Source organism: Desulfovibrio sp., from assembly GCF_019422935.1.
Lineage (GTDB): Bacteria > Desulfobacterota > Desulfovibrionia > Desulfovibrionales > Desulfovibrionaceae > Desulfovibrio.
Genome location: NZ_JAHZCJ010000002.1, coordinates 210,493 through 235,888, shown reverse-complemented (window position 1 = coordinate 235,888; position 25,396 = coordinate 210,493). Strand labels below are relative to the sequence as shown.

Below are 25,396 nucleotides of genomic sequence, written 5' to 3'. Positions count from 1 at the left end.
GCCTTATGCCAGCGCCGAGGTTTTGCCGCCGTTCAGAAGGTTCAGGGCCAGGGCCTTTTCCTGCTTGAAGCGGTTGGCCACGGCTGCCTGAATATTGCTGTCGGAAGATCCAAACTGCCCCACGCGTATGTTGTACACGTTGTTGATGAGGTTGCGCTCATAGGACGCATCGGTCGGTTTGCCGCTCATGGCGTGCGCCCGCTCGAATATGCGTGCCGCGCCCGCAGGGCCGTGCTGCACGGAGGTGCTCCAGATAACCTCGCGCATGGCTGTGGAGACCTTGTCGGGGTTTAGACCGATGCGCTGTGATATGGATTCCAGCGCGGGTTTGTAATGGCTCTGGCGCACAAAAGCCTCCTGAAGATCCTCAAAACGCTGGGGCTGTTCGCTGGCAATGGCGCGCCATGTGTCGGGCATGGCGCCTTTGCGGCTGCCGGTATTGCCGGGGCCGGAAGAGCGCAGGCGCTTGGAAAGATCCGGGGCTTCCGTATCCAGAAAATCCAGAAAATCCTTCAGGCTGCCCGCGCGGGACGATACCTGATACTTGCCGTAGGAGGTGCCGCCGTTGCGGTCATAGCCTACGGCGGCAATGCCGTCGCTGCCAGACTCAAAGCGGGCTGAAAGCTGACCGAGCTCCATGTCCTCTATTTTGTGCGAGGCCTTGGTGCGGGCTTGAGCCTGGGGCTGGGTGCGCGAATGGACAAAATCGCCCATGCTGAGCCCCTTGATGCGGTTGTCCATGGCGCTGGTCATGGAGCGCAGGTGTCGGGCAGTACCCATGCTGCGGGCAAGATCAAGGGTCGAGTTGCCGCCGGATACTGTCTGCATGAGGCTGTCAATGGCCTTGGTCTGCCGCATGTCGGCTTCTGCCTTGCTGAACACCTGTGTGCGGGCAAGATCGCTGGGCGAGCGCCCGGCCAGTACCATGCCCTGCTGTCCCATGTTTCCGGCCAGGGCCATGCCTGCGCGCTGTACTTCGGCAGTGCTGGTGTTTTCCGCATTGGTGGTCTGGCCGCTCATGATGTTGGCAAAGGACGCGGGATTTCCGGCCTGCGCAGGCGCAGTGCGGCGTGGAGCTCCCGCCTGGGCCTTTTGTGCATCAGATGGGGGGCGGATCAAGAAATTGGAAAGTGCCATGTGTTCCTCCTGCGGGGCTGAGGCTCCGCGTTGAGGAAAAAGCAAGTACAGTGCCAACTCTGGATATGCGCGGGTAAAACGACAGGTTATATTTTGCGGATCAGGTCTGCGCCGGAATGCTGACGCTGGCGGAGGAACCCGTCAGGGCCGCCTTCAATAACAAGGGCAACCGACAGCATCGGTTGCCCTTGGCAAAGACAATGGGGTAGGGAGGCAGGCCCGGCTTTTCGAGTGAAAGCGGCTACTGCTTGGCGGGTTGGGCTGGTACTTCTTCCGCGTTGGCGCTGCGAACGGAAGTCGCCAGTTCCTTGGCAAGGGTTTCGGCAAAGACCGGGGGCATGCCCGCGCCCGTCTTGAATTCCTGATGGGCGAGCAGGGCAATGCGCATCTGGCTGCTGCCAACGGCATTGCGTTTGCCGATGTTTTTGAGATTTTTACTGCGGGAACCCTGGGTGCTGGGAACATGACGCTGCACCAGCAGTACATCTGCCACCAGGGCGGTGCCGCCCTTGCCGCTCAGCTGCGAGGGGGCGTCATACCCGGCAGTCACCACCTGACGGGCGGTTTCCGGTGCGGTCGTGCCGGCAGCGAGAACGACTATCTGGAGGATGTAGCCCGCTTCGCTGGGGTTTGGCACTACCGTGTAGCCCTGGCGTTGCAGCCATGTTTCCACCTGGGTGCGCAGGCCGAAAACCTTGTTGGTATTGTCGCGCACGTTAACATAAACCGCCGGATGGATGTTCACATCGGCTTCCGGCTCTTCAATCTGGCCCTGGCGCAGCACTTCCACGCGTGCCGCGTCCGCCGATTGGCGTACGCACCCGCACAGGGAGGCAAAGGCCAGGCACAGTATCAGAATATAGCGGATAAAGGACATACGGCTCCTTTGAGATGCCGCCGCCAAAAAAGGCGCGGATCTGAGTTGTATTCGGGGGGAGATAATATTTGCGACCAGCCTCGCTGGGCGAGGGCCGGAATGCGGATAGCGTTGGCGCGAAATCAGGAGCGCAGCGACTCGAGAATTTTTCGGCTTAAGGTGTCCTCTAGGGCGGGCAGGATTTCCTCCTTGCCCATGTTGGCTCCTTCAGCGCGCACCGTGGTGCGGTGCATGTCCGCATCTGACGGTTCCCGTCCGTTGCGGCCCACGCCCACAAGAGCTTTCATTCCCCATATTTTGCTTTTGCCGGAACTGTCCAGCAGGGCCGCGCCCAGACCCAGAGCCGCTCCGGCGCCTGCTCCCCAGGCTGCCCCGCTTCTGCCGCCGGTTGCGCCGCCAAGCAGCACACCCAGCACGGCCCCGGTGGCGGTTGAACCCAGGGCATGCCCTGCGCTCACCGGCGCGTTGCGCGAACCCAGAGGGTAGATGTCCTCCACCTTCACGCGTATGAGCAGGTCTGCCTTTTGCGCCGAATCGGCGGGGGTCAGATCTTTTTCGCTCTGCAAATAACTCGTGAGCATGGATTCAAAGTCGGCGTTGAACGAGGCGTCGCCGCCGCTCACTGCTACGTGCACGGTCTGCCCTTTGCGCACCTGCACATTTTGCAGCGGCGCATCAGAAACGTCTGCACCGCTGCCTGGCTGCGCTCCGGAATCAGCGGCAGGTGGGACGCCCGGCTGATCCTGATGCGTTGCGCAACCCGCGCCAAAAGCAAACATGGTCAGCAGGCACAGAACTGCGGCAAAGTTACGAGGCAGAAAACAGATTGGCATATGCTTCCTTGCAATTTTGAACGACACTATCATAAATAGCGCAGATCGGCCTTGCTGTCCAGTTTGGCACGGTTGCCCCCAGGGTAAGCGGTGTTGGCGTATGGAACTGAGACAGGTCAGGACTTGACAAATGCTTCGTACTTGACGCTATTGGTTGTGTCGCGCATGGCCGCCAACGGGGCGTTATGGCGCTGCAATGGATTATGGCAACGAAAAATAATCGTTGCGCAGGCGTGTTGCGTTGCGATTGCACGTAAGAAAAATTGCGTGAAAACGTCGCACTGGCAACCAGATACGTGACGGTGCAGGTACGGGCGGCAGCCACGCGATGGCGTGAGCGTTAACAGGGCCGCGCGTCTTTTGCCGGCAAGCACGAGATAACCGAGGGGCAGCATGGGCAAACAGCTTATCATTGTGGAATCACCCGCCAAGGTGAAGACCATCAAGAAGTTTCTGGGGCCGCAGTACATGGTGCAGGCCAGTGTTGGCCATGTGCGCGACCTGCCGTCCAGCTCGCTTGGTGTGGACGAAGCCAACGACTTTGCGCCGCACTACGAGGTTATAGACAATAAAAAGAATGTGGTCAGCGAACTCCGCGCTGCCGCTTCCAAGGCCGATACCGTATATCTCGCGCCCGACCCCGACCGCGAGGGAGAGGCCATTGCCTGGCATGTGGCGGAACTTATCCGCGACAAAGCCAAGGACATCAAACGTATCCAGTTCAACGAAATCACGGCCAAGGCTGTGAAAGAAGCCCTGGCGCACCCACGCGAACTGAACGGGCATCTTTTTGACGCCCAGCAGGCCCGCCGTGTGCTGGATCGTCTGGTGGGCTACAAAATTTCGCCCCTGCTGTGGAAGTCCATCAAGCGCGGCATTTCTGCCGGACGCGTGCAGTCGGTGGCCCTGCGCCTCATTGTTGAGCGCGAGGAGGCCCGCGAGGTCTTCAAGCCCGAAGAATACTGGCTGTTCAAGGCCTTGCTGGCAGCGGACGTGCCGCCTCCGTTCAAGGCCGAGCTTGCCAAGGTGGGCGGCAAAAAGGCTGTGGTCAGCAATGCGGCCCAGGCCAAGGATATTGAAGACGCCATGGCGGGCAAGCCCTTTGTGGTGGAAAGCGTGGAAGAAAAAGAGCGCGAACGCGCCCCGCAGCCGCCTTTCATTACCTCAACCTTGCAGCAGGCTGCCAACCAGCGTCTTTCGTACACAGCCAAGCGCACCATGAATATTGCCCAGCGTCTGTACGAAGGCGTTGAACTGGGCGACAGGGGACTCACGGCACTCATCACCTATATGCGTACCGACTCCACACGCATTGCCGATGAAGCCCGCGATGCGGCCAAGGCCTTTATTGAAGGCAGCTTTGGCAAGGAATATCTGCCCAAACGGGCCAGGGTCTACAAGGCCAAGGGCGGCGCGCAGGACGCGCATGAAGCCATCCGTCCTGTTGACGTGAGCATCACGCCCGATGAGGTGAAAACCCACCTGCCGCCGGAGCAGTACAACCTCTATCGGCTCATCTGGTCACGCTTTGTGGCCTCGCAGATGGCCGGGGCGCGCTTTCACGACACCACGGCCAGTATTGCCTGCGCGCATACGCAGTGGAAGGCCAAGGGCGAGCGCCTGTTGTTCCCCGGTTTTCTGGCGGCCATGCCGCGCGGCAAGGATGAGGCGGACGCTGAGCTGCCGCCCCTGACCGCTGGGCAGACGCTTACACTCGAAAAGCTCGACAAGGAGCAGAAGTTCACCCAGCCCCCGGCCCGCTTCAGCGAAGCAAGCCTCGTGCGCGAGCTGGAAGAACTGGGCATCGGGCGTCCTTCCACCTATGCGGCCATTATTTCCACCCTTCAGGACAGGGAATACGTGAGCCTGAAGGAACGCCATTTTGTGCCCACCGACCTTGGGCGCGTGGTATGCACCCAGCTTGTGGAGCATTTCGGCAAGCTCATGGACGTGGGTTTCACCGCCCAGATGGAAGAAAACCTGGACAAGGTGGCTGAAGGTCAGGAACAGTGGGTCGAACTGCTGCGGCGGTTTTCGGAAGATTTCAATCCCACGCTGGCGGCTGCGTCCAAGAACATGAAGAGCCTCAAGGGGGGCATGCCCGCAAACCTGCCCTGCCCGGAGTGCGGCAAGGATCTGCTCATCAAGTTTGGCAAGGCCGGGGCTTTTCTGGCCTGTTCCGGCTATCCGGAATGCCGCTACACCAGCAATTTTGAGCGCACGGAAGACGGCACCGTGGAAGCCGTGGCCCAGGAAAAACCCCAGTATGAAAAGGTGGGGGACTGCCCGCAGTGCGGTAAAGACCTGGTGATCAAAAAATCCCGCACGGGCAGCAGCTTCATTGCCTGCACGGGCTATCCCGATTGCAAGTATGCGGCTCCGCTTTCCACCGGGGTGCCTTGCCCGCGTTGCGGCAAGGGTTCGCTGGTTGAAAAAAGCACCAAGCGCGGCAAGATATTCTATTCATGCGACCAGTACCCGCAGTGTGATTTTGCCCTGTGGGACAAACCCGTGCCCGGCCCCTGCCCACGGTGCAATTCGCCCTATCTGATCGAAAAGAAAAGCCGCGATGGCGCAAAAATCATCTGCCCGGTCAAGGGCTGCGGCTATGTGAAGGAGGATGGAGATGGGTAAGAAAAACGATGCCTCTCTGTTGCCTTCAGGCGGCGAAGGCCCCAAGGGCACGCCGGAATCTCTGGTGACAACCCCGTGGGAAGATACGCTTGAAGCGCGCGCTACGGCCCTGCTGACAGGGGGCGAACCTCTGGTGCTTGTGACTGTGGTGAGCCGCACAGGCTCTGCCCCGCGCGAAGCCGGAACCCGCGCCCTTCAGACCCGCAACGGATTTGAAGGAACCGTTGGCGGCGGCCTGCTTGAAGCCCGCGCCATGGAAGCGGCCCGCAACAGCCTTGCAAGCGGCCTTTCTGCACGTGTTTCATGCGATATGAGCGGCTTTACGCCCAACAGCGACATGATCTGCGGCGGCGGCATGGAAGTGCTGTGCGAGGTGCTCGCACCCCGCCAGGCTGAGATGTTCGCCCTTGCGGCAGAGGTCCTGCGGCTGGGCGGAAAGGGCGCATGGCTGGTTGAACTGCGCCGGGACGGCGTTTCGCTGCATGGCGAGGCGGAAACCCCGCAGCGGCGGCTCGTTGTTGGCGCTTTGCCGGAGCATACTGTTCAGCCCGAAGGCGTGACCGTGGGGTTGGACGCAGTAACCCCCCTGCTGGAGACCCGCAAAGGCCGCCCTGGGCTGGTAGACGTTGACGGACGCATCCTTTACGTGGAACCGCTGGATGCGCCGCCTGTGCTCTTGCTCTGCGGCGGCGGGCATGTGTCGCTGGAAGTTGCGCGGCTGGCCCATTCCTGCGGCTTTGTGGTGGATGTGGTGGACGACCGCGAAGAGTTTTCCAATGCCGGGCGTTTCCCCATGGCCCGCCATTGCCGGATTTTGCCGGGCTACGAGAACCTTGTGCAGACCTGCGATATCGGGCGCAGACATTTTGTGGCCATTATCACGCGCGGGCACAGCTTTGACCGCGAGGCCCTGGCCCAGGCACTGACAAGTCACGCCCAGTATGTGGGCATGATCGGCAGCAGAACCAAGCGCGAGCAGGTGTATGCCGCTTTGCGCAAGCAGGGTGTGCCGGATGCGGAACTGGCTGCCGTATGCTGCCCCATTGGCCTTTCCATAGAGGCGGAGACTCCGCAGCAGATTGCAGTTTCCATTGTGGCCGAATTGCTGGCCGCCCGTGCCGGAACCCTTGTGCGCCTGCGGTTTGACGACTAGAGCCGTTGCCGTATGAAATGAGCTAACTGCCCGGCAAGAAGTTTTTGAAAATTCTTGCCGCGAAATGCGAACAGGCAGGCTTTTGCCTGCTGGGGGCGAGCATTTCAGGTGTTAACTGGCACTGAAAGGTGAATGTGCGCCGCTCGCCGGGTGCGCAGATACTTCATCCCTTACCCTCCAAGGCGCTTTGCATGACCCTTACAATAGTCGCCCTGCTGTTTCTCCTGCTTGTAGGCATTTATATAAATGCCAGGATGCGCACTGCGCGCCATCTGCGCTGCATCGCGGAGGAGAAGGGCGATATTGCCAGGGCCTCCGGCATGACAGCCAGCATCGGCGTTTTTTATCCTGATGTGAGCGCCACCGTTGTTATGGGCGTGTCCGAGGAAATCGGGGCCTGTTATTACCGCGTGCTGCGCGACGGCAAGGTCATTAACCGCAGCCGTATCAATCTGGCCAACATCAAGCGTGTGGAACTGCTGATCAACGGCGATGTGCGCAAGGTGGGCATTTCTTCCGCCCAGGCCACCAGTTTCCTCAAGGCCACCGATGTGGCAGGCAGAATACTTACCCAGTATTCCCCGGCAGACCTGCGCGTCATGCTGCGGGCTGGCTTGCGGATTGTTTTTATGGGCGAAAGCGGCGCAGAAAAGCAGCTGGAGATAACAGTGCTGCGCATGACGGACGAGCGCCATAAGTTTAAGCGCATGGAGCTGTTCAAGGATACCGTATGGTGGGTGGTCTTTCTGGACAGCGCAAGCGCCAATGCCAGAAATATCAAGGAGTACTTTGAGAAGAGTGAACTCCCTGATTCTGATGGAGAATTTTTCTAAAAAAATATCTAGTAATTTCAGTATGTTATAAAAAAATACCACGATATTGTAACTATCTGAAATTACACAGAATAATTGCCTTTAACATTTAGTTGCCCAACCGCCCGATACATTGCTTTTTGGCGTGAACTGTGCTTTTTAAAGGGGTGGTTTACTGCAATTGTCGGTGAGTTTATCAGGCTGGGGCCGTATGACGCCCCCAACGCGTCATGAGGCGCTTGTTCGCGCCAAATCTTTCATACTGATCCCCCCCCAGGAACGACGTTTAGCGATGACCCGTCTCGGTGGAAAATTAAGCCGCCGCCGTTACGCCGTGCGTGTTTTTAGCGCCGTGCGCCACGCCATATGGAGTTATTCATGAGTATCAGACCTATTGCAAAAATTTCAGTTGTATTGGGGCTTTGTCTTGCCCTGGTCGCTTGCCAGAGCGACAAAAAAGGACAGCCCGACATGCGCTTGCCGGTGTCGGCTGTTGAAGTAACCGTCGCCGATGCCTCCTGGCCCAGCCAGTTCCAGGCGCAGGCCTCAGGTTCACGCGCAGTTGAAGTGCGCGCCCGCGTTCAGGGGATTATTGAAAAGCGCCTGTATAACGAAGGTGATTTCGTTAAGGCCGGGCAGCAGATGTTCCAGCTTGAACGCGATCAGTACGAAGCCCAGGTGCAGCAGGCGCAGGCCCAATACGTGAACGCGGAACGTGAATGGAAGCGTATTCGCCCCCTGTATGAAAAGAACGCCGTTTCGCAGAAAGACCGCGATTCTGCCCTGGCCGCCTACGACAGCGCCAAGGCCTCCCTGCGTCAGGCCAAGATCAATCTGGATTACTGCCAGGTGGTGGCGCCTGTTTCCGGCTACAGCAGCAAGGAAAACTACACCCCCGGCAACCTGGTGAGCAACAATTCGCTGCTTACCTATGTGAACCAGACCGACCCCATGTACATAGACTTTTCCATTGCCGCGCCTGACCGCATGCTGCGCCAGCAGCTTGCAGCCTCGGGCGTTCTGGTGTTCCCTAAGGACAACCGCTACAAGGCCAAGCTGCGTCTGTTGGACGGCACCATGTACGGCACGGAAGGCGACGTGACCTTTATAGACAGCCAGGTGCAACCCACCACGGGCGTTATCAAGGCCCGCGCGGTGTTTCCTAATGCCGACGGGCAGATCATGCCCGGGCAGTATGTGCGCCTGTTTGTGGAAGGCGATATTCTCAAGAACGCCATTCTTATTCCGCAAAAGTGCGTTATCGTGACCCAGAAGGGTACAGTGGTCATGGGGCTGGACAAGGACGACAAGGTCTACGCCATTCCCATCACTGTGACTGTGGCTGTGGGAGATAAATATCTGGTGGGTTCCGGCCTCAAGGGCGGGGAACGCATCATCAGTGAAGGTATCATCAAAGCCCGCCCCGGGACTCAAGTGCGCGTGCAGCAAGCCGGTGGGCAGCAGCCCCAGGATGCCGCGCCGAAGAAGTAGGTAGCATATGGCTGTTTCTACAAAGCCGAATTTCTTTTTGCGCAGGCCGGTTCTGTCGGCCGTTATCTCCATTGTCATAACCCTGGTGGGCGCGCTGGCCATGAAGGCCCTGCCCATCGCACAATACCCCGACCTTGTGCCGCCCACGGTCAACGTGAGCGTGTCATACCCCGGCGCTTCTGCGGAAACCATTGCCTCCACGGTTCTGGCTCCCCTTGAAGTGAATATCAACGGTGTGGAAAACATGCTCTACATGACTTCCATTGCCGCTTCGGGTTCCGGCTCGGGCAACATCAACGTGTACTTCAAGCTGGGCAGTGATGCCAACATGGCCCTGGTCAACGTTAACAACAAGGTTAACCTGGCCCAGGCCACCCTGCCGGAAGATGTGCGCAGGCAGGGCGTCACGGTCGTCAAGCGTTCGCCCGCCATGTTGCAGGTGTTCTGTTTCTATTCGCCCGACGGGCGCTATAGCGACGTGTTCATCCACAACTGGGCCCAGGTCAACGTTGTTGACGAACTCAAACGCCTCAACGGCGTGGGCGACTGCTCGCTTTTTGGCAGCATGGACTACTCCATGCGCATCTGGCTGCAGCCGGACAAGCTCGCCAAGTACGGCATTACCACAAAGCAGGTAACCTCGGCCATTCAGGAGCAGAACTCGCAGTACGCCCCTGGACGTCTGGGCGACATGCCCACGGCCGACTCCACCGAGCTTACCTGGCAGATCGACACTCAGGGCCGCCTTGTAACGCCTGAAGAATTTGGCGAAATCATCATCCGCACCGGAGACGACAGCGCCATGCTGCGGCTCAAGGATGTGGCGCGCATAGAACTGGGCGGCAAGGATTACAGTGTTCTTTCCAGCTACAACGGCATGGGCGCACGCATGGGCGCCGTATATCTGCTGCCGGGCGCCAACGCCATCGCCACGGGCGATCTGGTAAAGGCCAAGCTGGAGGACATTGCCTCGCGCATGCCCGATGGTCTGGCTTACACCCTGCTGGTGGACAACAACGACTTCGTTATCGAATCCATCAAGGAAGTGGTGAGCACCCTGGTCGAAGCCATGATCCTGGTGTTCATCGTTGTTTACGTCTTTCTGCAAAACTGGCGCGCCACGCTCATTCCCTGCATTGCCGTGCCGGTGTCCATTATCGGCACGTTCGCGGGTCTGTACGCCTTTGGCTACACCATCAACACGCTTACGCTGTTCGCTCTGGTGCTTGCCATCGGTATCGTGGTGGACGACGCCATCGTTGTGCTTGAAAACGTTGAACGTATCATGAGTTCGGAGCATCTGCCGCCCAGAGAGGCGACAGCAAAGGCCATGAACGAAGTTACGGCCCCGGTTATCGCCATTGTGCTTGTGCTGTGCGCCGTGTTTATTCCTGTTTCGTTCATGGGCGGCCTTGCGGGGCAGATGTACAAGCAGTTTGCCATAACGATCTCGGTGTCGGTGGTGCTTTCGGGCATTGTGGCGCTGACGCTCACTCCGGCGCTCTGCGCCCTGCTGCTCAAGCCGCATGCCCATGACCACACGCCTGCCAAGGGCTTTGTGTGGTTCAACTATGTGTTTGGTCGCATTACCCGCCGCTATGTAAACGCCGTGCGTTTTGTCAAAGCCTCTGCCTGGCGTGCGCTGGCGCTCTGCGTAGTCATGGTTCTGTGCATCGTGGGGCTGTTCCGCGTGGTGCCCGGCGGCCTTGTGCCGGATGAAGACCAGGGCTATTTGCTTGGTCTGGCCATTCTGGACGACGGCGCGGCCCAGCCCCGCACCCGTGCGGTCAACAAGGTGCTTACCGACTTCATGCTCAAGAACCCTGCGGTTTTGAGCGTGGGTACGCTCTCCGGTCTGGACATCACCTCCATGGCCGCCAAGAGCAACTACGGCACCTTCTTTGCCCTGCTTAAACCCTGGGGGGAACGCAAGGATCCCAAGGAGGCAGCCAGCGCCATCGTGAACACCGTGGGCGCTGTAACTGTGATGCAGCCCGAGGCCTTTATCCTGGGCTTTACGCCGCCGCCCATCAGCGGCATGAGTAATACCGGTGGTTTTGAAGGCTATGTGCAGATGCGCGGCAGCGGCAGCCTCAAGGATATGGAGGGCGCAGCCAACCAGTTGGTGCTTGAAGTGACCTCCAAAAATGCCGACGGCACGCCCAAGTACCCGGCAGTGGGCATGGTGCGCAACCTCTTCACTACTGGTTCGCCCCAGCTCTACGCCAACCTTGACCGCGAACGCTGCAAGGATATGGGCATCAGCATCGCCGATGTGTATTCGGCCATGAGCGCCACCTTCGGCAGTTCATACGTCAACGACTTCAACCTCATGGGCCGCACCTTCCAGGTACGCTTGCAGGCTGAGGCGGATACACGCGTGCTGCCTGAAAGCCTCAACGACATATACGTGCCCAATAAAAATGGCGAGATGGTGCCCCTGACTGCGGTAATGACCCTTGAACGCCGCACGGCGCCCCAGGTTGTGGAACGCTACAACGTGTTCCCGGCGGCCCACATCATGGGTGCGCCCACTCCTGGGTATTCTTCGGGCCAGGCTCTCAGCGAAATGGAAAAAGCCGCTTCTGTGGTTTTGTCCTCTGATTATCAGCTGGGCTGGGTAGGTACCGCCCTTCAGGAAAAAATGGCAAGTGCCGACACCACAATCATTTTTGTGCTGGCGCTGGTCATGGTCTTCCTGATTCTTGCCGCGCAGTACGAATCATGGTCCTTGCCGCTTTCAGTGCTCACAGCCGTGCCTTTTGGGGTGTTCGGAGCCTTGTTGGCGACCTGGGGTCGCGGGCTTTCCAACGACATCTACTTCCAGGTGGCACTTGTGACCCTGGTTGGTCTGGCGGCCAAAAACGCCATTCTTATCGTGGAATTCGCTGTTGAGGCCTGGCGCGCCGGGCGCAGCCTTGATGCGGCGGCCATCCACGCATCCAAGCTGCGTTTCCGGCCTATCGTGATGACCTCACTTGCCTTTATCCTCGGCTGCGTGCCGTTGGCCATCAGTACGGGCGCGGGCGCAAACAGCCGCCACGCCATCGGTACTGCGGTCATCGGCGGCATGCTGGCGGCAACGTGCATAGCTACACTGTTTGTGCCGTTCTTCTTCAAGGCCATCATGCAACTCTCACTGAAACTGCAGGGCAAAACTGATCCCAATGCGGGCAGGGACCACCTTGCGGAAGACCAGGAGGACGACATATGAGCGCTTCCGGCAAGGCCCCGGGCATAATGCTCAAGACACCTGCATTGGTGCTGATGCTGGTCATGCTGCTTTCGGCATGCTCTCTTGCTCCGCACTATGACAGGCCGGAGCAGGAAATGCCCAAGCAGTGGCGGGCAGTTGATATGGGGTCTGTGCCCCTGAATACCGATTGGTGGAACCGGTTCAACGACCCTGTGTTGTCAGAGCTGGTTGAAGAAGCCCTGAAGAACAATCAGGATCTGGCCGAATCCATGGCCAAGATTGAATCTGCCGCCGCACAGGTGGGTGTAGGCACTGCCGCGTTGATGCCCGTCATCAACGGTACCGGTTCCGCCGCCGCTCAGGGCGCGTCAGAAAAAGCCGCCAACACGGTGCCTTTTGACCAGAGTAAGTTGTCACGTTCTACCACAGCTTACCAGGGTGCGTTGAGCGCCTCCTGGGAACTGGATTTCTGGGGCAAGATCCGTAACCAGTACACCATGCTCAGCGATATCCTGATGAACACGGTCATTGGCTACGAAGCTCTCCGCCTCTCTGTGGCCGGGCAGACGGCCCAGGGCTACTTTGCCCTGCTGGCGCAGGACATGCAGCTTGATACAGCTCGCCGTACCCTGAAATCGCGTGAGCAATCGTTCCAGATTTATACCGCCCGCTACAAGCAGGGTGATATAACCGAGCTTGACTGGCAGCGCGCCCGTGCAGAGGTGGAAACCGCCCGCGCCCAGGTGCACACCAGCACTGTGGATGTGGACAAGGCAGAGGCCGGACTGGCCGTGCTGCTTGGTCGTTCACCCCGCGACATAATGGACCGGGCAATGAAGCGCGGACAGGGCATCCATATGTTGCCCGCGCCGCCTGTGCTGCCTGCTGGCCTGCCCTCTGATCTTCTGGAGCGTCGGCCTGACGTACGCGCCGCAGAATTCAGCATCATGGCCTACAATGCCAATATCGGTGTTGCCCGCGCACAGTTCTTCCCCTCCATTTCCCTTACAGGTATGCTGGGTTCCCTGAGCGCTTCAGTGGGCAACCTCTTTACCGGCCCCGCTGGTACATGGAGCTATGGCGCAAGCGGCACAGTGCCTTTGCTGGATTTTGGCCGCAACTGGTATAACCTCAAGGATGCCGAAGCCCAGAAAAAGGCAGCCATAGCCGTGTATCGTAAAACCGTGCAGTCTGCCTTTGAAGACATCCGCACATCGCTTACCTCGCAACGTGAGGCCGACCACATCGTGCGCAGTATGCAGGTGCAGGTTGAAAGCCTGCGGCGCGCCGCGCAGATTGCTGGCCTGCAATACGACAACGGCTACACGGACTACCTGACAGTGCTGGACGCCGAGCGTCAGCTTTTTGCAGCCGAACTGCGGCTGGCGACGGCGCTACGCGACAGGCTTGATAGCGTCGTCAGCGTGTGCATGGCCCTTGGCGGCGGCTGGCAAGACCCCGGCACAAGCCCCAGCTTCCCTGTGGTGAACACAGAAAAGCTGTTGCAGGAGCAGGCCGGCGGACGGGCAAGCGCGCCTGCGGCTAAATCCGAATAATACACGAACTGAAGCGGCATGCTGCCGCAGACTGATCAACAGTGGGGGAGGCGTCTGACGGCGCTTCCCCCACTGTGCGTTTGCGAGTGTATGCGGCCCGTATCTGGGAACTGAAGCCAGCCCTGCCCGCTCGCGGGGGCTTTACAGAAGGGGCAGGCCTGTCGTAAAGGGAAAATCATGGATAAAAAGTTGCCCCTATTTTTCCTTTCTCTTTGCGTTGCGTTGGGCCTGTGCTGCTCTGCGCCGGATCTGGCATGCGCTGAAGATAATCCGGCTTCGCCAGAGCAGACCGACAAAAGCGCCCCTCAGAGTGTCCCCAAAAAATCCAGTGCCCTGCGCTCTGGCGAAAAAAAGGGGAACTCCGCCAAGGCAAACCGGCGCGAGGGCAAACAGAAGGAAAAGAACTCCAAGGGTATTCACGCGCCGGCGTGGGCATTTAGCGGCGGGGGGCAGAGCCGCGATGCCTGGCGAGAAGGCACAAGCTCCAACGATCTGCAAAAGCGGGCTGTGGGGGATGATGCCCCCAAGGAAAAATCAGTTAACACGACAGCCAGCATAAATTCTGCACTTAAGGGGCCGCCGACAAAAGAAGAACACAAAAGCGGCATGGCAGTGAGCGTTGGGCAGGAAGACTCCGCGTGGCGTAAGAAGGGAGAGCATGAACTAGAGGCGGACGAAAATGTCCCCATGCAAAGCCGCCATGTGGTGCGGGCCTATGCGGATGTAGACGCGGGCGATGACCTGAGCATCAGGGTCGGGCCTGAGCTGATCCTCAAGGATGAGCAACGCGAACGAACCAATGCCAACAAGCAGCCGGAATCTGCCCTGGGACTGGGCATGCAGTTCAAGCTTGACTTCTAGTCCGTTCGCCAGAGTGAGCGCCTGGTTGTCTGGGACTGCAGGCTTGCGTCAGAAATAGCTGCCCATCAGGTGCAACGCTGTGGGAGCGTTACTGAACGTTCTGCGCCAGGATAAGATCCACTTCGTCCACGCTGAGGCCAGCGTTTTTGGCGATCTGCCGACTGGTCAGGCCTTTGCGGTGTCCATTCAAAATCAGTTCCCGCAAAAACTGGGGCGAGCGACTGATGCCCTCGGCCTGTTCCAGTAAACGGCGCAGTTCATGCGTGCGCGCTTCGAGCTTCTCATCCAGATTCCGCAATTCCGCCTGTCGTTGGGCAAACGTAGCGACGATTTCTTTTTCCAGCCGAGCGTTCATTTCTATGCGCGCCAGCAGGCTGTCCTGATTGCCCTGCAAAGCGTTGAGCAGGGTTTCTGAACGGCGCAGACGCAGATAGAACACCAGCACGCCACCAAGTATGGCCAGCTCGAAGAGAGAAAAGAGCATGATGAGAGCGTAAAGCAGGGTGTCGTTCATACTTTTATGTTCAAAAGGTTGCCCACAAGCGGGGATGACGTTTCACCCGATGGGGTTTCCGGTTCAGGGGGGGGCCGCCGCCTTCTGCGGCTGCCAAAATGGGGTGAACCCTGATGATCTGCATCCGGGGTCAGCGCCGTCTGGCTTCCAGGTTCTGTGCGCGCTACCTGTTGCTGCTCCTGCTTTGCCATGGCGGCGGCAAGAACGCGCGACATGGCAGCCGATGCCTGCGGGCCGACAGCAGCGGCATTGCTTACGGATGTGGCCAGGCTGGTCTGGGCATACAGCACGGCCATGGTGGCGTCAACGCTCATGGAGGCCTCCTGTTGCCAGTTCCGGGGGCCTGTACGACCATTCAGAGGGTCGCGTATGCAGCAAATATATCTCGCTCAGCGCCACGGGCGCTGGGGTCTGCGGGCATCACTGCCCGGCAGATGCTGCTGTGGCTATTCGTTCAGATAACTCTCAAACAAAATGTCATCAATGCGTCCCTGCGTCAGGTAATCGTTCAGCACCCCGCTGAGGTCTTTTTTTATGGTGGCCGTATTGGCCGGATTCAGCAAAAATTCGTCCGACTTGCTGCTCAGGTAATAATACAGGGCGTCGCGCAGAGGAATGAGCTTGTGGTCAATCTCCATGCCCACCCTGGGGCTTTGACTGACTGTTGAAAATTTGCAGATCAAAAAGCGCGCGCCAGTGGGTGTTTGCCGGGGTATGACAAAGGGTGCCAGTTCCTTGACGCTGTCAGGCTGGGCAGTGGGCGTTTTTGCAGAAGGCACCACGATGACCTCTGGCTTGATTGGCTCCGAAGGCGGCGGTGGTGGAGTGCGCAGTACAAACCACCAGATTGCAGCGCCTGCCACTAGCAGTACCAGCAGGCCAGCAGCGGCGGCAATGATCAGCAGCTTTTTTTTCTTCTTGGGAGGTTCGGCCCCTTCTTCGGTTACCTGAAGTGGGGCTTCCTCGGTTTTGGCCGGGGGAGGAGGTGCCTGTTCCACAAGGAACGGAGCATCGTCAAGATCAAGTTCGACCTTGCGCAGGCTTGAATCCTGGCTGACCGCAACCTGAAGTTCATCCTTGACGGGGGCGTCTTTCAAATCCTGCTTTTCAGCCACGCGCCTCTCCTGACAGTCACGGCCTCTTCATCTGTTCCATGCCGTGACCAGCACTACACTACCGCAACCACTGAGAACAAAAACCCGCCCCGAACCAGGTGAGCGCATGCAGCGCTGACCCCGGCCAGGAGCGGGCCGTCAAAGCCAGGGAAATCTTGGCGTTGTGGCCAAGGGCAGGTCGCCTGCAAAAGGTTGGCTGCCCTGCGTGGATATTTGTAGATATCCGCGCCACGCATGCTTGCCGGGCGAATGCACATCGCCACGGGCAAGTATTTCAACACGGGAAGCTCTAGGGGAAAATCTTGTCGATTTTCTGCTTCATCGTGTCTGCGGTGAAAGGCTTGACGATGTAGTTGGAAACCTTGGCCTGCACCGCTTCAATGATGTTTTCCTGCTGGGCTTCAGCAGTAACCATCAGAAAGGGGATGTTGGCAAACTGTTCGCTTGAGCGAACCTTGCGGAGCAGATCAATGCCTGTCATCTGGGGCATGTTCCAGTCCGAAACGATAAAGTCGATCTTTTCACGGTTCAGAACTTCCCATGCCGAGGTGCCGTCATCGGCTTCCACCACGTTCTGAAAACCAAGCTGGCGCAGAATGTTGCGCACAATACGGCGCATGGTGGAAAAATCGTCAACCACAAGAACACGCATATTCGGATTGTAAGGCATGAGAAGAACTCCTTGAAGCGCCGTCAATATCGGTTTGCAACAGACGTTGCAGCCGTGCGCCACTGTCTGTTGTAAGCTTATATTTCAGTGCCTTCGCCGTAGAGATTATGAAATTCCCTGCGAAGGCGGCTCAGGGCCTGTGAATGCAATTGTGAAACCCTGCCTTCTGTGATGCCCATGACTTCGGCAGTTTCACGCATATTCAACTCATCAGTATAATACAGCGAGAGTACCAACTTTTCTCTTGGCGTCAAGCGGTCGATCAGCGGCGCAACGCGCTCCACAAGCTCTTGCAGGGCGGTGCTGCGGAAGGGTTCTCCGCCTTCGGGGCCTTCGCCCGAGAGCGTGTCCTGAATGGCGTCCAGTGAAATCCAGAGCTGGTTTTGCAGGGCTTCAAGACCCTGCCGCACATCGCGCATGTCGAGGCCGGTGATTTTTTGCAGTTCGTCCTCGGTGGCCTGCCGACCTTGCTCGTGTTCAACCTTGCGCATGGCTTCATCAAGCACCCGTACACGCTGACGCAACGACCGGGGAAACCAGTCAAGCCGACGCAATTCATCGAGCATGGCTCCCTTGATGCGGCTTTCGGCATAGGTCTCAAAGCGAATGCCGAGCTGCGGCCTGAACTTGCCCAAGGCTTCCATGAGGCCAAGGGTGCCGGAGCTGATCAGCTCCCCAAGTTCTATGCTGCGTGGCAACTTGGCTTTGAGCCGCAAAGCGAGAAAGCGTATCTTGGGCGCATAGTGACGCACCACAGATTCCTGCTCTGCCGGTGAAAAGCTCTCCCAAGGGGTTGCCCCGGTTTCGAGCGCTTCCCAGGGGCAGGGAGTTTGCGCTTGCGCTGTGCCGGTCTTCATGTTGGTTTCCTTCGGATTTGCCTCTTCTACCCCGTGGCATCTGGATGCCTGTTATGCCTCGCTCCACCTGCCCGCCAAGGCTGGTTGCGCTGCGTTTTTGACACGTTGAGGTTATGGAGCGTTGTTTCTGTCGCCAAAGGCCTGTCAGGCCAGGGATCCCACCCGCAATTCTAGCGGAACAGCAGTTTTTTCCAGAAAAACTTGATGTTGCCGTCAAGGTTTTCGGGGGCTTCCCATGCGCTGATATTCTTGGCCAGCGACATGGTGGCCTTTGCCGCCGGGCTTTGTGGTTCGCTTATGCAATAGGGCAACTGCTGCACCACGGCCTTGCGCACGCCCGTATCGCGCGGGATAACGCCCACGAGTTCCAGGGAGACGCCGCTGAGAAAATGATCGCAGGCCTGATGCAGGCGTACAAACATGTCCTTGGCCGTCTTGAGATCCGGGGCCATGTTGACGCAGACCTTGAAGCGTTCAACGCCGTGATTGTTTTTCAGCACCTTGATAAGGGCATAGGCGTCAGTGAGCGAGGTCGGTTCCGGTGTAAGCACTACCAGGCGTTCCTGCGCGGCCATGTTGAAATAGAGCACGTTGTCGCTGATGCCCGCACCCGTATCCACGATGAGGTAGTCAAGCCCGTCTTCCATTTCATCAACGGCTTCAAGCAGCTCAAGCTTCTGGCCGGTGGAAAGCGTGAGCATTTCGCTCATGCCGGACGAAGCGGGCAAGATGGAAAAGCCGTAAGGCGTGGGAAAGAGGATGTCCGAAATGGTGGCCCCTTCGTGGAACAGATGAAAAATATTCTTCTGCGGGGTCAGACCAAGCACCACGTCTACGTTGGCCAAGCCGAGGTCGGCGTCAATAAGCACCACCTGCTTGCCCAGCTGCGCAAGGCAAATGGCGAGATTGACCGAGATATTGGTCTTGCCTACGCCGCCCTTGCCTGAGGTGACGGAAAAAACCAGAGGGAAAGTGCCGCTCATCTGTCTGCTCCACATGTTATGGCTCATGCCGCGCTAGGCGGCCTGGCCGGGAAGTTGCCTTTTGAAAATAAGACGCCAGACCAGCGGCTCGGTGGCCGGGGCAAGGCTTTCCTTGAGTTCCGCGCCGAAAGACAGTGCTGAAACCGGCAATCCGGCAGCGCAGGCCACATTCACAATATTGCCGAAGCTCACGGCTTCGTCCAGCTTGGTCCATACAAGGGAGCCAGGCCCTTCAAATTTGTATCTTTGCAAAAACGCCTGTGTTTGCAGTGCGTCAAAAAATGGCGAAAGCGTAAGGTGCGTGGCGGCTTCCACTGTGTCCAGGCCCATGTCGGCCCGCCAGTGGGCAAGATTGCCGTTGCGGTCAAGGCCGGGAACATCAATGAATACGGCGCGGGCCTCGCGAGTGGCGGCCAGGGCAAGCTCCATGGCGGCCTTGTCGGGCGCTTCCATATACGTAAAATTGGAAAGTTCCGCCCAGTGGCGCAAAATCAGCCTGCCGTTGCCGCGCAGGCAGTCGGCGTTGATAAAGGCAATGCGCGCTTCTGGTTCGTGTTTGCGCAAATGCAGTGCAAAGCGCAGGGCTGTTGTGGCTTTGCCAAAACCGAAAGGCCCGGCCATCAGGTGAATGCGCTGTCGCCACTGCTCCGCGCCCCAGGCCTTGACCGGCACCATGCCGCAGAGGCATTCAAGCACTGAGGCTCCGGGTTCCGCCAGCAAACGCTGATAAAGGTCAACCGCCACAGAGTCAGAAACACCTTCGCGTTGCAAATATTCCAGAGCAACACGCTGGCGGGGCGTGAGGCGTTCAAGCTGAATGGCCGGCTTCATCAAGGCAAAAATCTGATCCTTGAGATGCATCCATTCCTTGTGCCATTCACCCCAGCCAGCAGGCGCGCCTGCGGCTTGCGCTGCTTCGGTCTTGGGGCGCTCGATCCCGGCAGTTATTTCATGGCAGACTGCACCATTCTTGCGATAGGTGCGGTTGCCCAGGATAACGGCGTCAGGCCCCATCTCGGCCTTGATTCTGGCCAGAATTTCCTGTGATGTGGCCCCTGTGAACGTCTTTACCTGCATGGCCCATTCCTTTGCCTAACGGTTCAATATCGCCCAGCGGCGCATCAGTGCCGTTTGTTTGACGACAGACCAGTATCTGCAAATTCGGGGCCAACTTTTTGGGCAGTATTGGCCCATGCGGGTGCCATCACGAAAACACAGTTTTTGTCATGAACAATACTAGCTGGTGGGGAAGTAAAAGGCAACGAATCCTGATAGCTGGGGAGGAATATAAAAAATAAAGCGGCGCTCCGACACAAAGGTTGGAGCGCCGCGTAGCATCTGAGATGGCCGGATTATTCGGCGCTTACCATGCCCACCGACTGCAGCCGGATGTCGGGCGGAATCTCCGCCTGCGAGATGACCGGCACCGTGGGCAGAAAGCGCGTGACAATCTGGGCCAGATGCGGGCGGATGAGCGGCGTCACCAGCAGCACGGGCTGGGCATCGGTATTCACCGCATTGTCGGCAGCCGTGCTGATGTTGTTCACCAGCCGCTGGGCCACAGCCGGATTCATGGAGAGGAAGGTCACGCCGTTATCGGCATGGCGAATGCCTTCCTGCACCAGGCGTTCGGCATTGGGCGCAAGGGTCAGCACGGAAAGCGTTCCCTGGCTGTCCAGATAGGGACGCACAATGGCGCGGGAGAGTTTTTCGCGCACATATTCTGCCAGCGTTTCGGGATTTTTGACGTTTGAGCCAAAGTCGCCCAGAGTTTCCACAATGGTGAGCATGTCGCGTATGCTGACGCTTTCGCGCACCAGCAGTTGCAGCACTTTCTGCACCACGCCAAGGGGCAGCACGTTGGGTACCAGGTCTTCCACTGCCTTGGGCGAATGCTTGGCGACCGTGTCCAGCAAGCCCTGCACACCCTGGCGGTCAAGAAAGTCGGCCAGCTGACGCTTGAACACTTCCGTCAGATGCGTGGCGATAACCGTTGCCGGGTCAACCACCGTGTAGCCAGCAAGCATGGCTTCCTCGCGCTGACTGTCGGGAATCCACAGGGCAGGCAGGTTAAAGGCAGGCTCGCGCGTTTCAATACCGCTGATCTTGGTGGTCACGTTGCCGGGATCCATGGCCAGAAAGTGGTCAACCAGAATTTCTGCCGAAGCCACCTGATTACCCTTGATAAGCAGGGCATACTGACCGGGCTTGAGCTGAAGATTATCGCGCAGGTGCAGCGAGGGAATGACCACGCCCATGTCCAGAGCGAACTGCCGACGTATGGAGCGGATGCGGGCCAGCAGGTTGCCGCTCTGTTCTTCGTCCACCAGAGGGATGAGGCCGTAGCCCACTTCAAGCTCAAGAGTATCGAGCGGCAGCAGGGCCTGTACTTCTTCCGGCGTGTCTGCGGTGCCGGAACCGCTTTTCTTTTTCTTGTCTGCCTTGGCCTTGTCGGCGGCCTCCTGATCCTTGTTTTCCGTCAGGCGGCTCACCACAAAGATAAGGATGGATATGCAGAGGAAGGGAATGGTCGGCAGGCCGGGGACCAGCGCAAACAGCAGCAACACGGCCGAGACCATCTTGAGCGCACGGCTGTTGAAGGTAAGCTGGGCCAGAAATTCCTCGCCCATCTTGGCTTCGGAAGCGGCGCGCGAAACCAGCAGACCAGTGCCGGTGGAAACAATGATGGAAGGTATGGTCGAAACCAGACCGTCACCGATGGTCAGCAGAGAATAGGTGGTAAGGGCTGTGTTCCAGTCCATATCCTTCTGGACCATGCCAATGATGATGCCGCCCACAAGGTTCACCATGGTGATGAACATGCCTGCGTTCACGTCGCCCGAAACAAATTTGCAGGCACCGTCCATGGCGCCGTAAAAGTCTGCTTCCTTGCGCAGTCCCGCGCGGCGGGCATTGGCCTGCTCCTCGTCCAGCAGCCCGGCGTTGAGGTCGGCTTCAATGGCCATTTGTTTGCCGGGCATGGCGTCCAAGGTGAAGCGGGCTGCAACTTCTGCAATACGCGTGGTACCAGCGGTGATAACGGTCTTGTTCAGGATGAACAGGATCATGAAGATGACTGCGCCCACAACGTAACTGCCGCCCACAACAAACTGGCCGAATGCGCGGATGACTTCGCCTGCGGCGTTAGCCCCCATGTTGCCGTTGAGCAGAATAAGACGCGTGGACGCCACGTTAAGCGCCAGCCGCAGAAGGGTCGTGACCAGCAGCAGCGATGGAAAAATGGTAAATTCCAGCGGCGAGGTCATGAACATGGTGGTTATAAGCACCAGCAGCGAAATTGAAATGCTGACGCAGAGCATGAAATCGAGAAAAAATGTGGGCAGGGGCACCAGCATGACAAACAGGATGATGACCACACCGGCTGCAAGAAATATTTCGCCGTTTTTTGAAAATCGAGCGTAGTCAAGCTGGGGGATTACTGCGGCAGCCATTTTTATGACACCTCTCTGCGTTGGTTCCTGAAAGCGCGCTTACCCTGGTACGTATGGACAAGGTAAAAAAATTTCATGTTTTTAGTGTGTTACCACTTTGGGCTTGATCTTCCAGATGCTGGCCAGCACGGCAGCCACTGCTTTGTAAAGCGCTTCAGGAATCATGTCGCCCACCTCTGTGGACTTATACAAAGCTCGTGCCAGAGGCACGTTTTCACGAATGGGAATCCGGTTTTCGCGGGCAACTTCCTTGATTTTTTCGGCCAGTTTGTCTGCGCCCTTGGCAAGCACTACGGGCGCGGGAGCCTTTGAGGTGTCATAGCACAGTGCCACGGCTATGTGCGTGGGGTTTGTGACCACCACATCGGCCTTGGGCACATCGGCCAGCATGCGCTTGCTCATCATTTCCATCATTTTTTTGCGCTGTTGTCCCTTGACCACGGGGTCGCCTTCGGCCTGCTTCTGCTCGTCCTTCACTTCTGACTTGGTCATCTTCATGCCTTCGTTGTAGGCAAAGCGCGATTGCCATACGTCAAAAATGGCGATGGCAATGATGGGCAAAAGCGCATAGCTGGTCAGTTTGAAGGCCATTTGCAGCATGTAGGTCGCCACGCCCTCGGTGCTGGCGTAGTACATGGGCAGAAAATTTTGATGTTCCTTGAAGATGATCCAGCCGGGGATGATGCCGAGAACAAGAGAAAACAGCAGGCTCTTGATGGTGCGCAGGGCTGTTTGCGGCGATGCCAGCATCTGCTTGAGGCCCTGAACTATGTTAAAGCGCTGCAACTTGGGGCGCATCACCTTGGTTGTCCAGAGTTTGCCCACCTGCAGGCGCTGCGCCAGAAAGGCCAGAAAGCCCAGAGTCAGCATGATTGGCATGATCATGCGGGCAATTTCAAGCGTGACGTCAATGCTGAGGCTGTATACGTTTTCGGGATTGGGATCGAACTCCCACGAGTGGCTGAGAAAGTGGCGGAAAAGGCGTTTGATGTTGTCGGCCATGGGGCCGATCCAGGCATAAAGAATACACATGCCCCCCAGCAGGCTCACGGCCTTGCCAAGCTCCTGCGCTTTGGGAACATTGCCCTCCTCACGCTGTTTGCTGACGCGTTTTGGAGTGGCTTCTTCTGTTCTGCTTGGATCTTGCTGTGAACCGAACATGCTCTTACCGCCCTGGTTTGATTGGCGCCGCGAAGCGCTTTGCTCAGGTGGTAGCAAAAAATATGCCCGTCAGAGAACTGGCGGGCAGGTAAGCTGATATTCACATGGTTACGCAGTGTTCAGGGCGGCCTGCATGGCTTCGAGCCATGCAAAGCCATATTTTTTGTCGGGTTCAAGATGGCAGCCCTCGCCCCACTCATTCCAGGCGTTGATGAACAAAAAAGGTTCTGGCCTTTGGGCGCGGCGTACTTCCTCTATGGCTACTTCCGTCACTCGGCGAAAAGCGCCGGGATTGGCATTGAGAAAGGCAATGGAATTAGCGTGATAACGGGGGGAGTTGTCCCATGAGGGAAAGACCGTTGTGTAGCGAGTGTAGCTTACAGCGGGCCTGTGCAGCATGGCGGCGGCAGTGCCGGGGTAGTCGCAGCATTTTTGCGGGTTCCCGGCAATTTGGGTGCGCTGGACGCAGCTCCAGTCAGGCGCAAAGCGCACTGTGGCATCAAAGCCGTATTCCTGTGGCGGTACCCCCATTGTCAGGGCTTCCACCCCCACCATGTACAGTCCCGCAAGCCCCGCCTGCTGCGCCATGTCGCGCCATACCTCAGCCCAATGCGAACAATTGGGAATGTCCTCTGGGCGGTAAACAAGCAGCAGTGGGCGATTGCCTGCCAGAATATAACGCTCGTGGCGCAGATAGGGCAAAATGCTGCCCATGAAGCCGCGCATGGTAGATTCAGAATAGTCATTGTTCAGCAGTACCTGCTTGTTTTGCCCGTACCATGCCCGCGTCCATGCCTCGTTTGCCCAGCACAGGCAAAAAGGAAGAGTAATACTGGCATCATCGCGAATGCGCAGCAACGGGGTTTCAAGCAGAGAGTGGTCGTTAAACCAGTAGTAATAGTAGCAGAAGCCATAAATACCATATTGGGCGGCCATGGCATGCTGACGGCGCAAAAAATACCTGTCGCGCAGGTCGTACCAGCCTATTGACGGGTGTGGCTCATGCGGCTGGTAGTGGCCAGTAAATTGGGGCCGCGCTGCGCGCACGTTGGTCCATTCTGTAAAACCTTTACCCCACCAGCAATCATTTTCGGGGATCGGGTGGAACTGCGGCAGGTAAAAGGCGATAGGCTTGATTGGCTGTGTAACCACGGGCAACTCCAGCGGATTACGGCATCAGGCCACGCCAGGCAACAAGCCTTGCGCTCCCGAACCGTGTCTTGCCATGCGTATACTATGTTTTTTCGTGGTCCGCATCCTCCTGCCACCACCAGCGGGCGCGCTGGCAGAGCAGGTCAATATCGCCAGCGGCGGCGAGGTTGAGCATCTGGCGGTATTGGCGCACAGCTTCGTAGCTGTAGGGATTGGCCTCAAACAGCCCGGCGAACATGCGGGCGTCTTCCGTCAGCATTTTGCGGGCCGCGTTCTGGCGGCGGCGGAACGAAGGCGTAAGAAAGGGCAGCAGATCCTCATGCTCCGCCAGCAGGGCAAAGTACGCCAGGCTGGTGATGAAGTTCATGTTCTGGATGCTGGCCATGGCTTTGTCGTGCTTTTCAGCCGTGGTGCAGAATACACGGCAGCCAAGAGCTGTAAAAAAGCCCGAGGTCAGTTCCACATGGCTTTGCTGTGCCTGTCCCCCGGGTACAATGGCCACGGGCTGGTCTGCCTGCGGGTCAGGCTTGGGGCCAAAGAGGGGATGCGTGCCCACCACTGACCCGGCCCAGGCCTTTTCCATCTGTTGCAGGGGGATTTCCTTTACCGACGTTATGTCCGCCAGCACAGCCCCAGGGAACAGATGCGGGCAGACCGTGGCGATAACCTCGCTGAATACAGCGGCAGGAACGCAAATGATGGCCAGATCGGCCCCCGAGCAGGCGGGAGCCAGAACTTCAGGCGTCAGGGGCACGTCCACGCCTGCCACGTTCAGCCCTGCCGCCTTGGCGCGGGCCAACAGCATGGCGCCCATGCGGCCAGTGGAGCCAACTATGACTGTTTTTACGGGATTGCGTGGGCAGAAGCCGGTAAAGCCGTCAAATCCATCCTCCGCGGCGGATTCCCCGCCGTTCTGGACGGCAGGATTGCCGTTACTGCCTT

Annotated in this window: 21 protein-coding genes; 7 read left to right on the top strand and 14 right to left on the bottom strand. The window is 58.2% G+C overall.

Annotated features, from left to right (window positions below):
- Positions 1–3: 3 nt before the first annotated feature.
- From QZ383_RS04150 to QZ383_RS04140, 3 genes are all read right to left on the bottom strand, one after another.
- Positions 4–1,137 (bottom strand): hypothetical protein, encoded by a 1,134-nt coding sequence (locus QZ383_RS04150; RefSeq protein ID WP_291443289.1) that lies wholly within the window; start codon positions 1,135–1,137, stop codon positions 4–6.
- 241 nt (positions 1,138–1,378) lie between these two features.
- Positions 1,379–2,014, bottom strand: a complete 636-nt coding sequence (gene traT, locus QZ383_RS04145) for a complement resistance protein TraT (protein ID WP_291443287.1) — start codon at positions 2,012–2,014, stop codon at positions 1,379–1,381.
- Between the two features lie 122 nt (positions 2,015–2,136).
- Complete coding sequence (locus tag QZ383_RS04140; RefSeq protein WP_291443285.1) at positions 2,137–2,847, bottom strand: hypothetical protein; 711 nt, start codon at positions 2,845–2,847, stop codon at positions 2,137–2,139.
- A gap of 393 nt (positions 2,848–3,240) precedes the next feature.
- Between QZ383_RS04140 and topA the strand changes: the two genes are divergently transcribed.
- The 7 genes from topA (at position 3,241) to QZ383_RS04105 (ending at position 14,550) form a co-directional block, all read left to right on the top strand.
- Positions 3,241–5,481 (top strand): type I DNA topoisomerase, encoded by a 2,241-nt coding sequence (gene topA / locus QZ383_RS04135; protein WP_291443283.1) that lies wholly within the window; start codon positions 3,241–3,243, stop codon positions 5,479–5,481.
- Entirely contained in the window at positions 5,474–6,634 is a 1,161-nt protein-coding gene (locus tag QZ383_RS04130) for an XdhC/CoxI family protein (protein WP_291443282.1), read from the top strand. Before topA ends, QZ383_RS04130 begins: the two co-directional genes overlap by 8 nt.
- A 191-nt stretch (positions 6,635–6,825) precedes the next feature.
- Positions 6,826–7,467 (top strand): thioredoxin, encoded by a 642-nt coding sequence (locus tag QZ383_RS04125; RefSeq protein ID WP_291443279.1) that lies wholly within the window; start codon positions 6,826–6,828, stop codon positions 7,465–7,467.
- A 357-nt stretch (positions 7,468–7,824) separates the two neighbouring features.
- Complete coding sequence (locus QZ383_RS04120) at positions 7,825–8,937, top strand: efflux RND transporter periplasmic adaptor subunit (RefSeq protein ID WP_291443278.1); 1,113 nt, start codon at positions 7,825–7,827, stop codon at positions 8,935–8,937.
- Between the two features lie 7 nt (positions 8,938–8,944).
- On the top strand, positions 8,945–12,151 hold the full coding sequence (locus QZ383_RS04115) for a multidrug efflux RND transporter permease subunit (RefSeq protein ID WP_291443276.1): 3,207 nt from the start codon (positions 8,945–8,947) through the stop codon (positions 12,149–12,151).
- Positions 12,148–13,689: an efflux transporter outer membrane subunit gene (locus QZ383_RS04110; RefSeq protein ID WP_291443274.1), complete on the top strand. Its 1,542-nt coding sequence runs from the start codon at positions 12,148–12,150 to the stop codon at positions 13,687–13,689. The genes QZ383_RS04115 and QZ383_RS04110 overlap by 4 nt, the downstream gene beginning before the upstream one ends.
- A 177-nt stretch (positions 13,690–13,866) precedes the next feature.
- Positions 13,867–14,550, top strand: a complete 684-nt coding sequence (locus tag QZ383_RS04105; RefSeq protein WP_291443272.1) for a hypothetical protein — start codon at positions 13,867–13,869, stop codon at positions 14,548–14,550.
- 88 nt (positions 14,551–14,638) lie between these two features.
- Here the strand turns inward: QZ383_RS04105 and QZ383_RS04100 are convergent, their stop codons facing one another.
- The 11 genes from QZ383_RS04100 to QZ383_RS04050 form a co-directional block, all read right to left on the bottom strand.
- On the bottom strand, positions 14,639–15,064 hold the full coding sequence (locus QZ383_RS04100; RefSeq protein ID WP_291443270.1) for a hypothetical protein: 426 nt from the start codon (positions 15,062–15,064) through the stop codon (positions 14,639–14,641).
- Positions 15,061–15,378, bottom strand: coding sequence for a hypothetical protein (locus QZ383_RS04095; RefSeq protein ID WP_291443268.1), 318 nt, complete (start codon positions 15,376–15,378; stop codon positions 15,061–15,063). The genes QZ383_RS04100 and QZ383_RS04095 overlap by 4 nt, the downstream gene beginning before the upstream one ends.
- 132 nt (positions 15,379–15,510) lie before the next feature.
- A complete protein-coding gene (locus tag QZ383_RS04090; RefSeq protein WP_291443266.1) occupies positions 15,511–16,179 on the bottom strand; it encodes a flagellar basal body-associated FliL family protein in 669 nt (222 codons plus the stop codon).
- A gap of 289 nt (positions 16,180–16,468) precedes the next feature.
- Positions 16,469–16,849: a chemotaxis response regulator CheY gene (locus QZ383_RS04085; protein WP_192112196.1), complete on the bottom strand. Its 381-nt coding sequence runs from the start codon at positions 16,847–16,849 to the stop codon at positions 16,469–16,471.
- A 77-nt stretch (positions 16,850–16,926) separates the two neighbouring features.
- Entirely contained in the window at positions 16,927–17,706 is a 780-nt protein-coding gene (locus tag QZ383_RS04080; protein ID WP_291443264.1) for a FliA/WhiG family RNA polymerase sigma factor, read from the bottom strand.
- 170 nt (positions 17,707–17,876) lie between these two features.
- A complete protein-coding gene (locus QZ383_RS04075) occupies positions 17,877–18,689 on the bottom strand; it encodes a MinD/ParA family protein (RefSeq protein ID WP_022657631.1) in 813 nt (270 codons plus the stop codon).
- Positions 18,690–18,722: 33 nt separating this feature from the next.
- Positions 18,723–19,766 (bottom strand): flagellar biosynthesis protein FlhF, encoded by a 1,044-nt coding sequence (locus tag QZ383_RS04070; protein ID WP_291443261.1) that lies wholly within the window; start codon positions 19,764–19,766, stop codon positions 18,723–18,725.
- A gap of 275 nt (positions 19,767–20,041) precedes the next feature.
- Positions 20,042–22,141: a flagellar biosynthesis protein FlhA gene (flhA, locus tag QZ383_RS04065; protein WP_291443259.1), complete on the bottom strand. Its 2,100-nt coding sequence runs from the start codon at positions 22,139–22,141 to the stop codon at positions 20,042–20,044.
- Between the two features lie 81 nt (positions 22,142–22,222).
- Complete coding sequence (gene flhB, locus QZ383_RS04060; protein ID WP_291443258.1) at positions 22,223–23,302, bottom strand: flagellar biosynthesis protein FlhB; 1,080 nt, start codon at positions 23,300–23,302, stop codon at positions 22,223–22,225.
- 108 nt (positions 23,303–23,410) lie between these two features.
- Complete coding sequence (locus QZ383_RS04055) at positions 23,411–24,454, bottom strand: glycoside hydrolase family 99-like domain-containing protein (RefSeq protein ID WP_291443257.1); 1,044 nt, start codon at positions 24,452–24,454, stop codon at positions 23,411–23,413.
- Between the two features lie 82 nt (positions 24,455–24,536).
- Positions 24,537–25,268 carry a prephenate dehydrogenase gene (locus QZ383_RS04050; RefSeq protein WP_291443678.1) on the bottom strand — a complete coding sequence of 244 codons (732 nt, stop codon included), beginning with the start codon at positions 25,266–25,268 and terminating at the stop codon, positions 24,537–24,539.
- Positions 25,269–25,396: the final 128 nt, after the last annotated feature.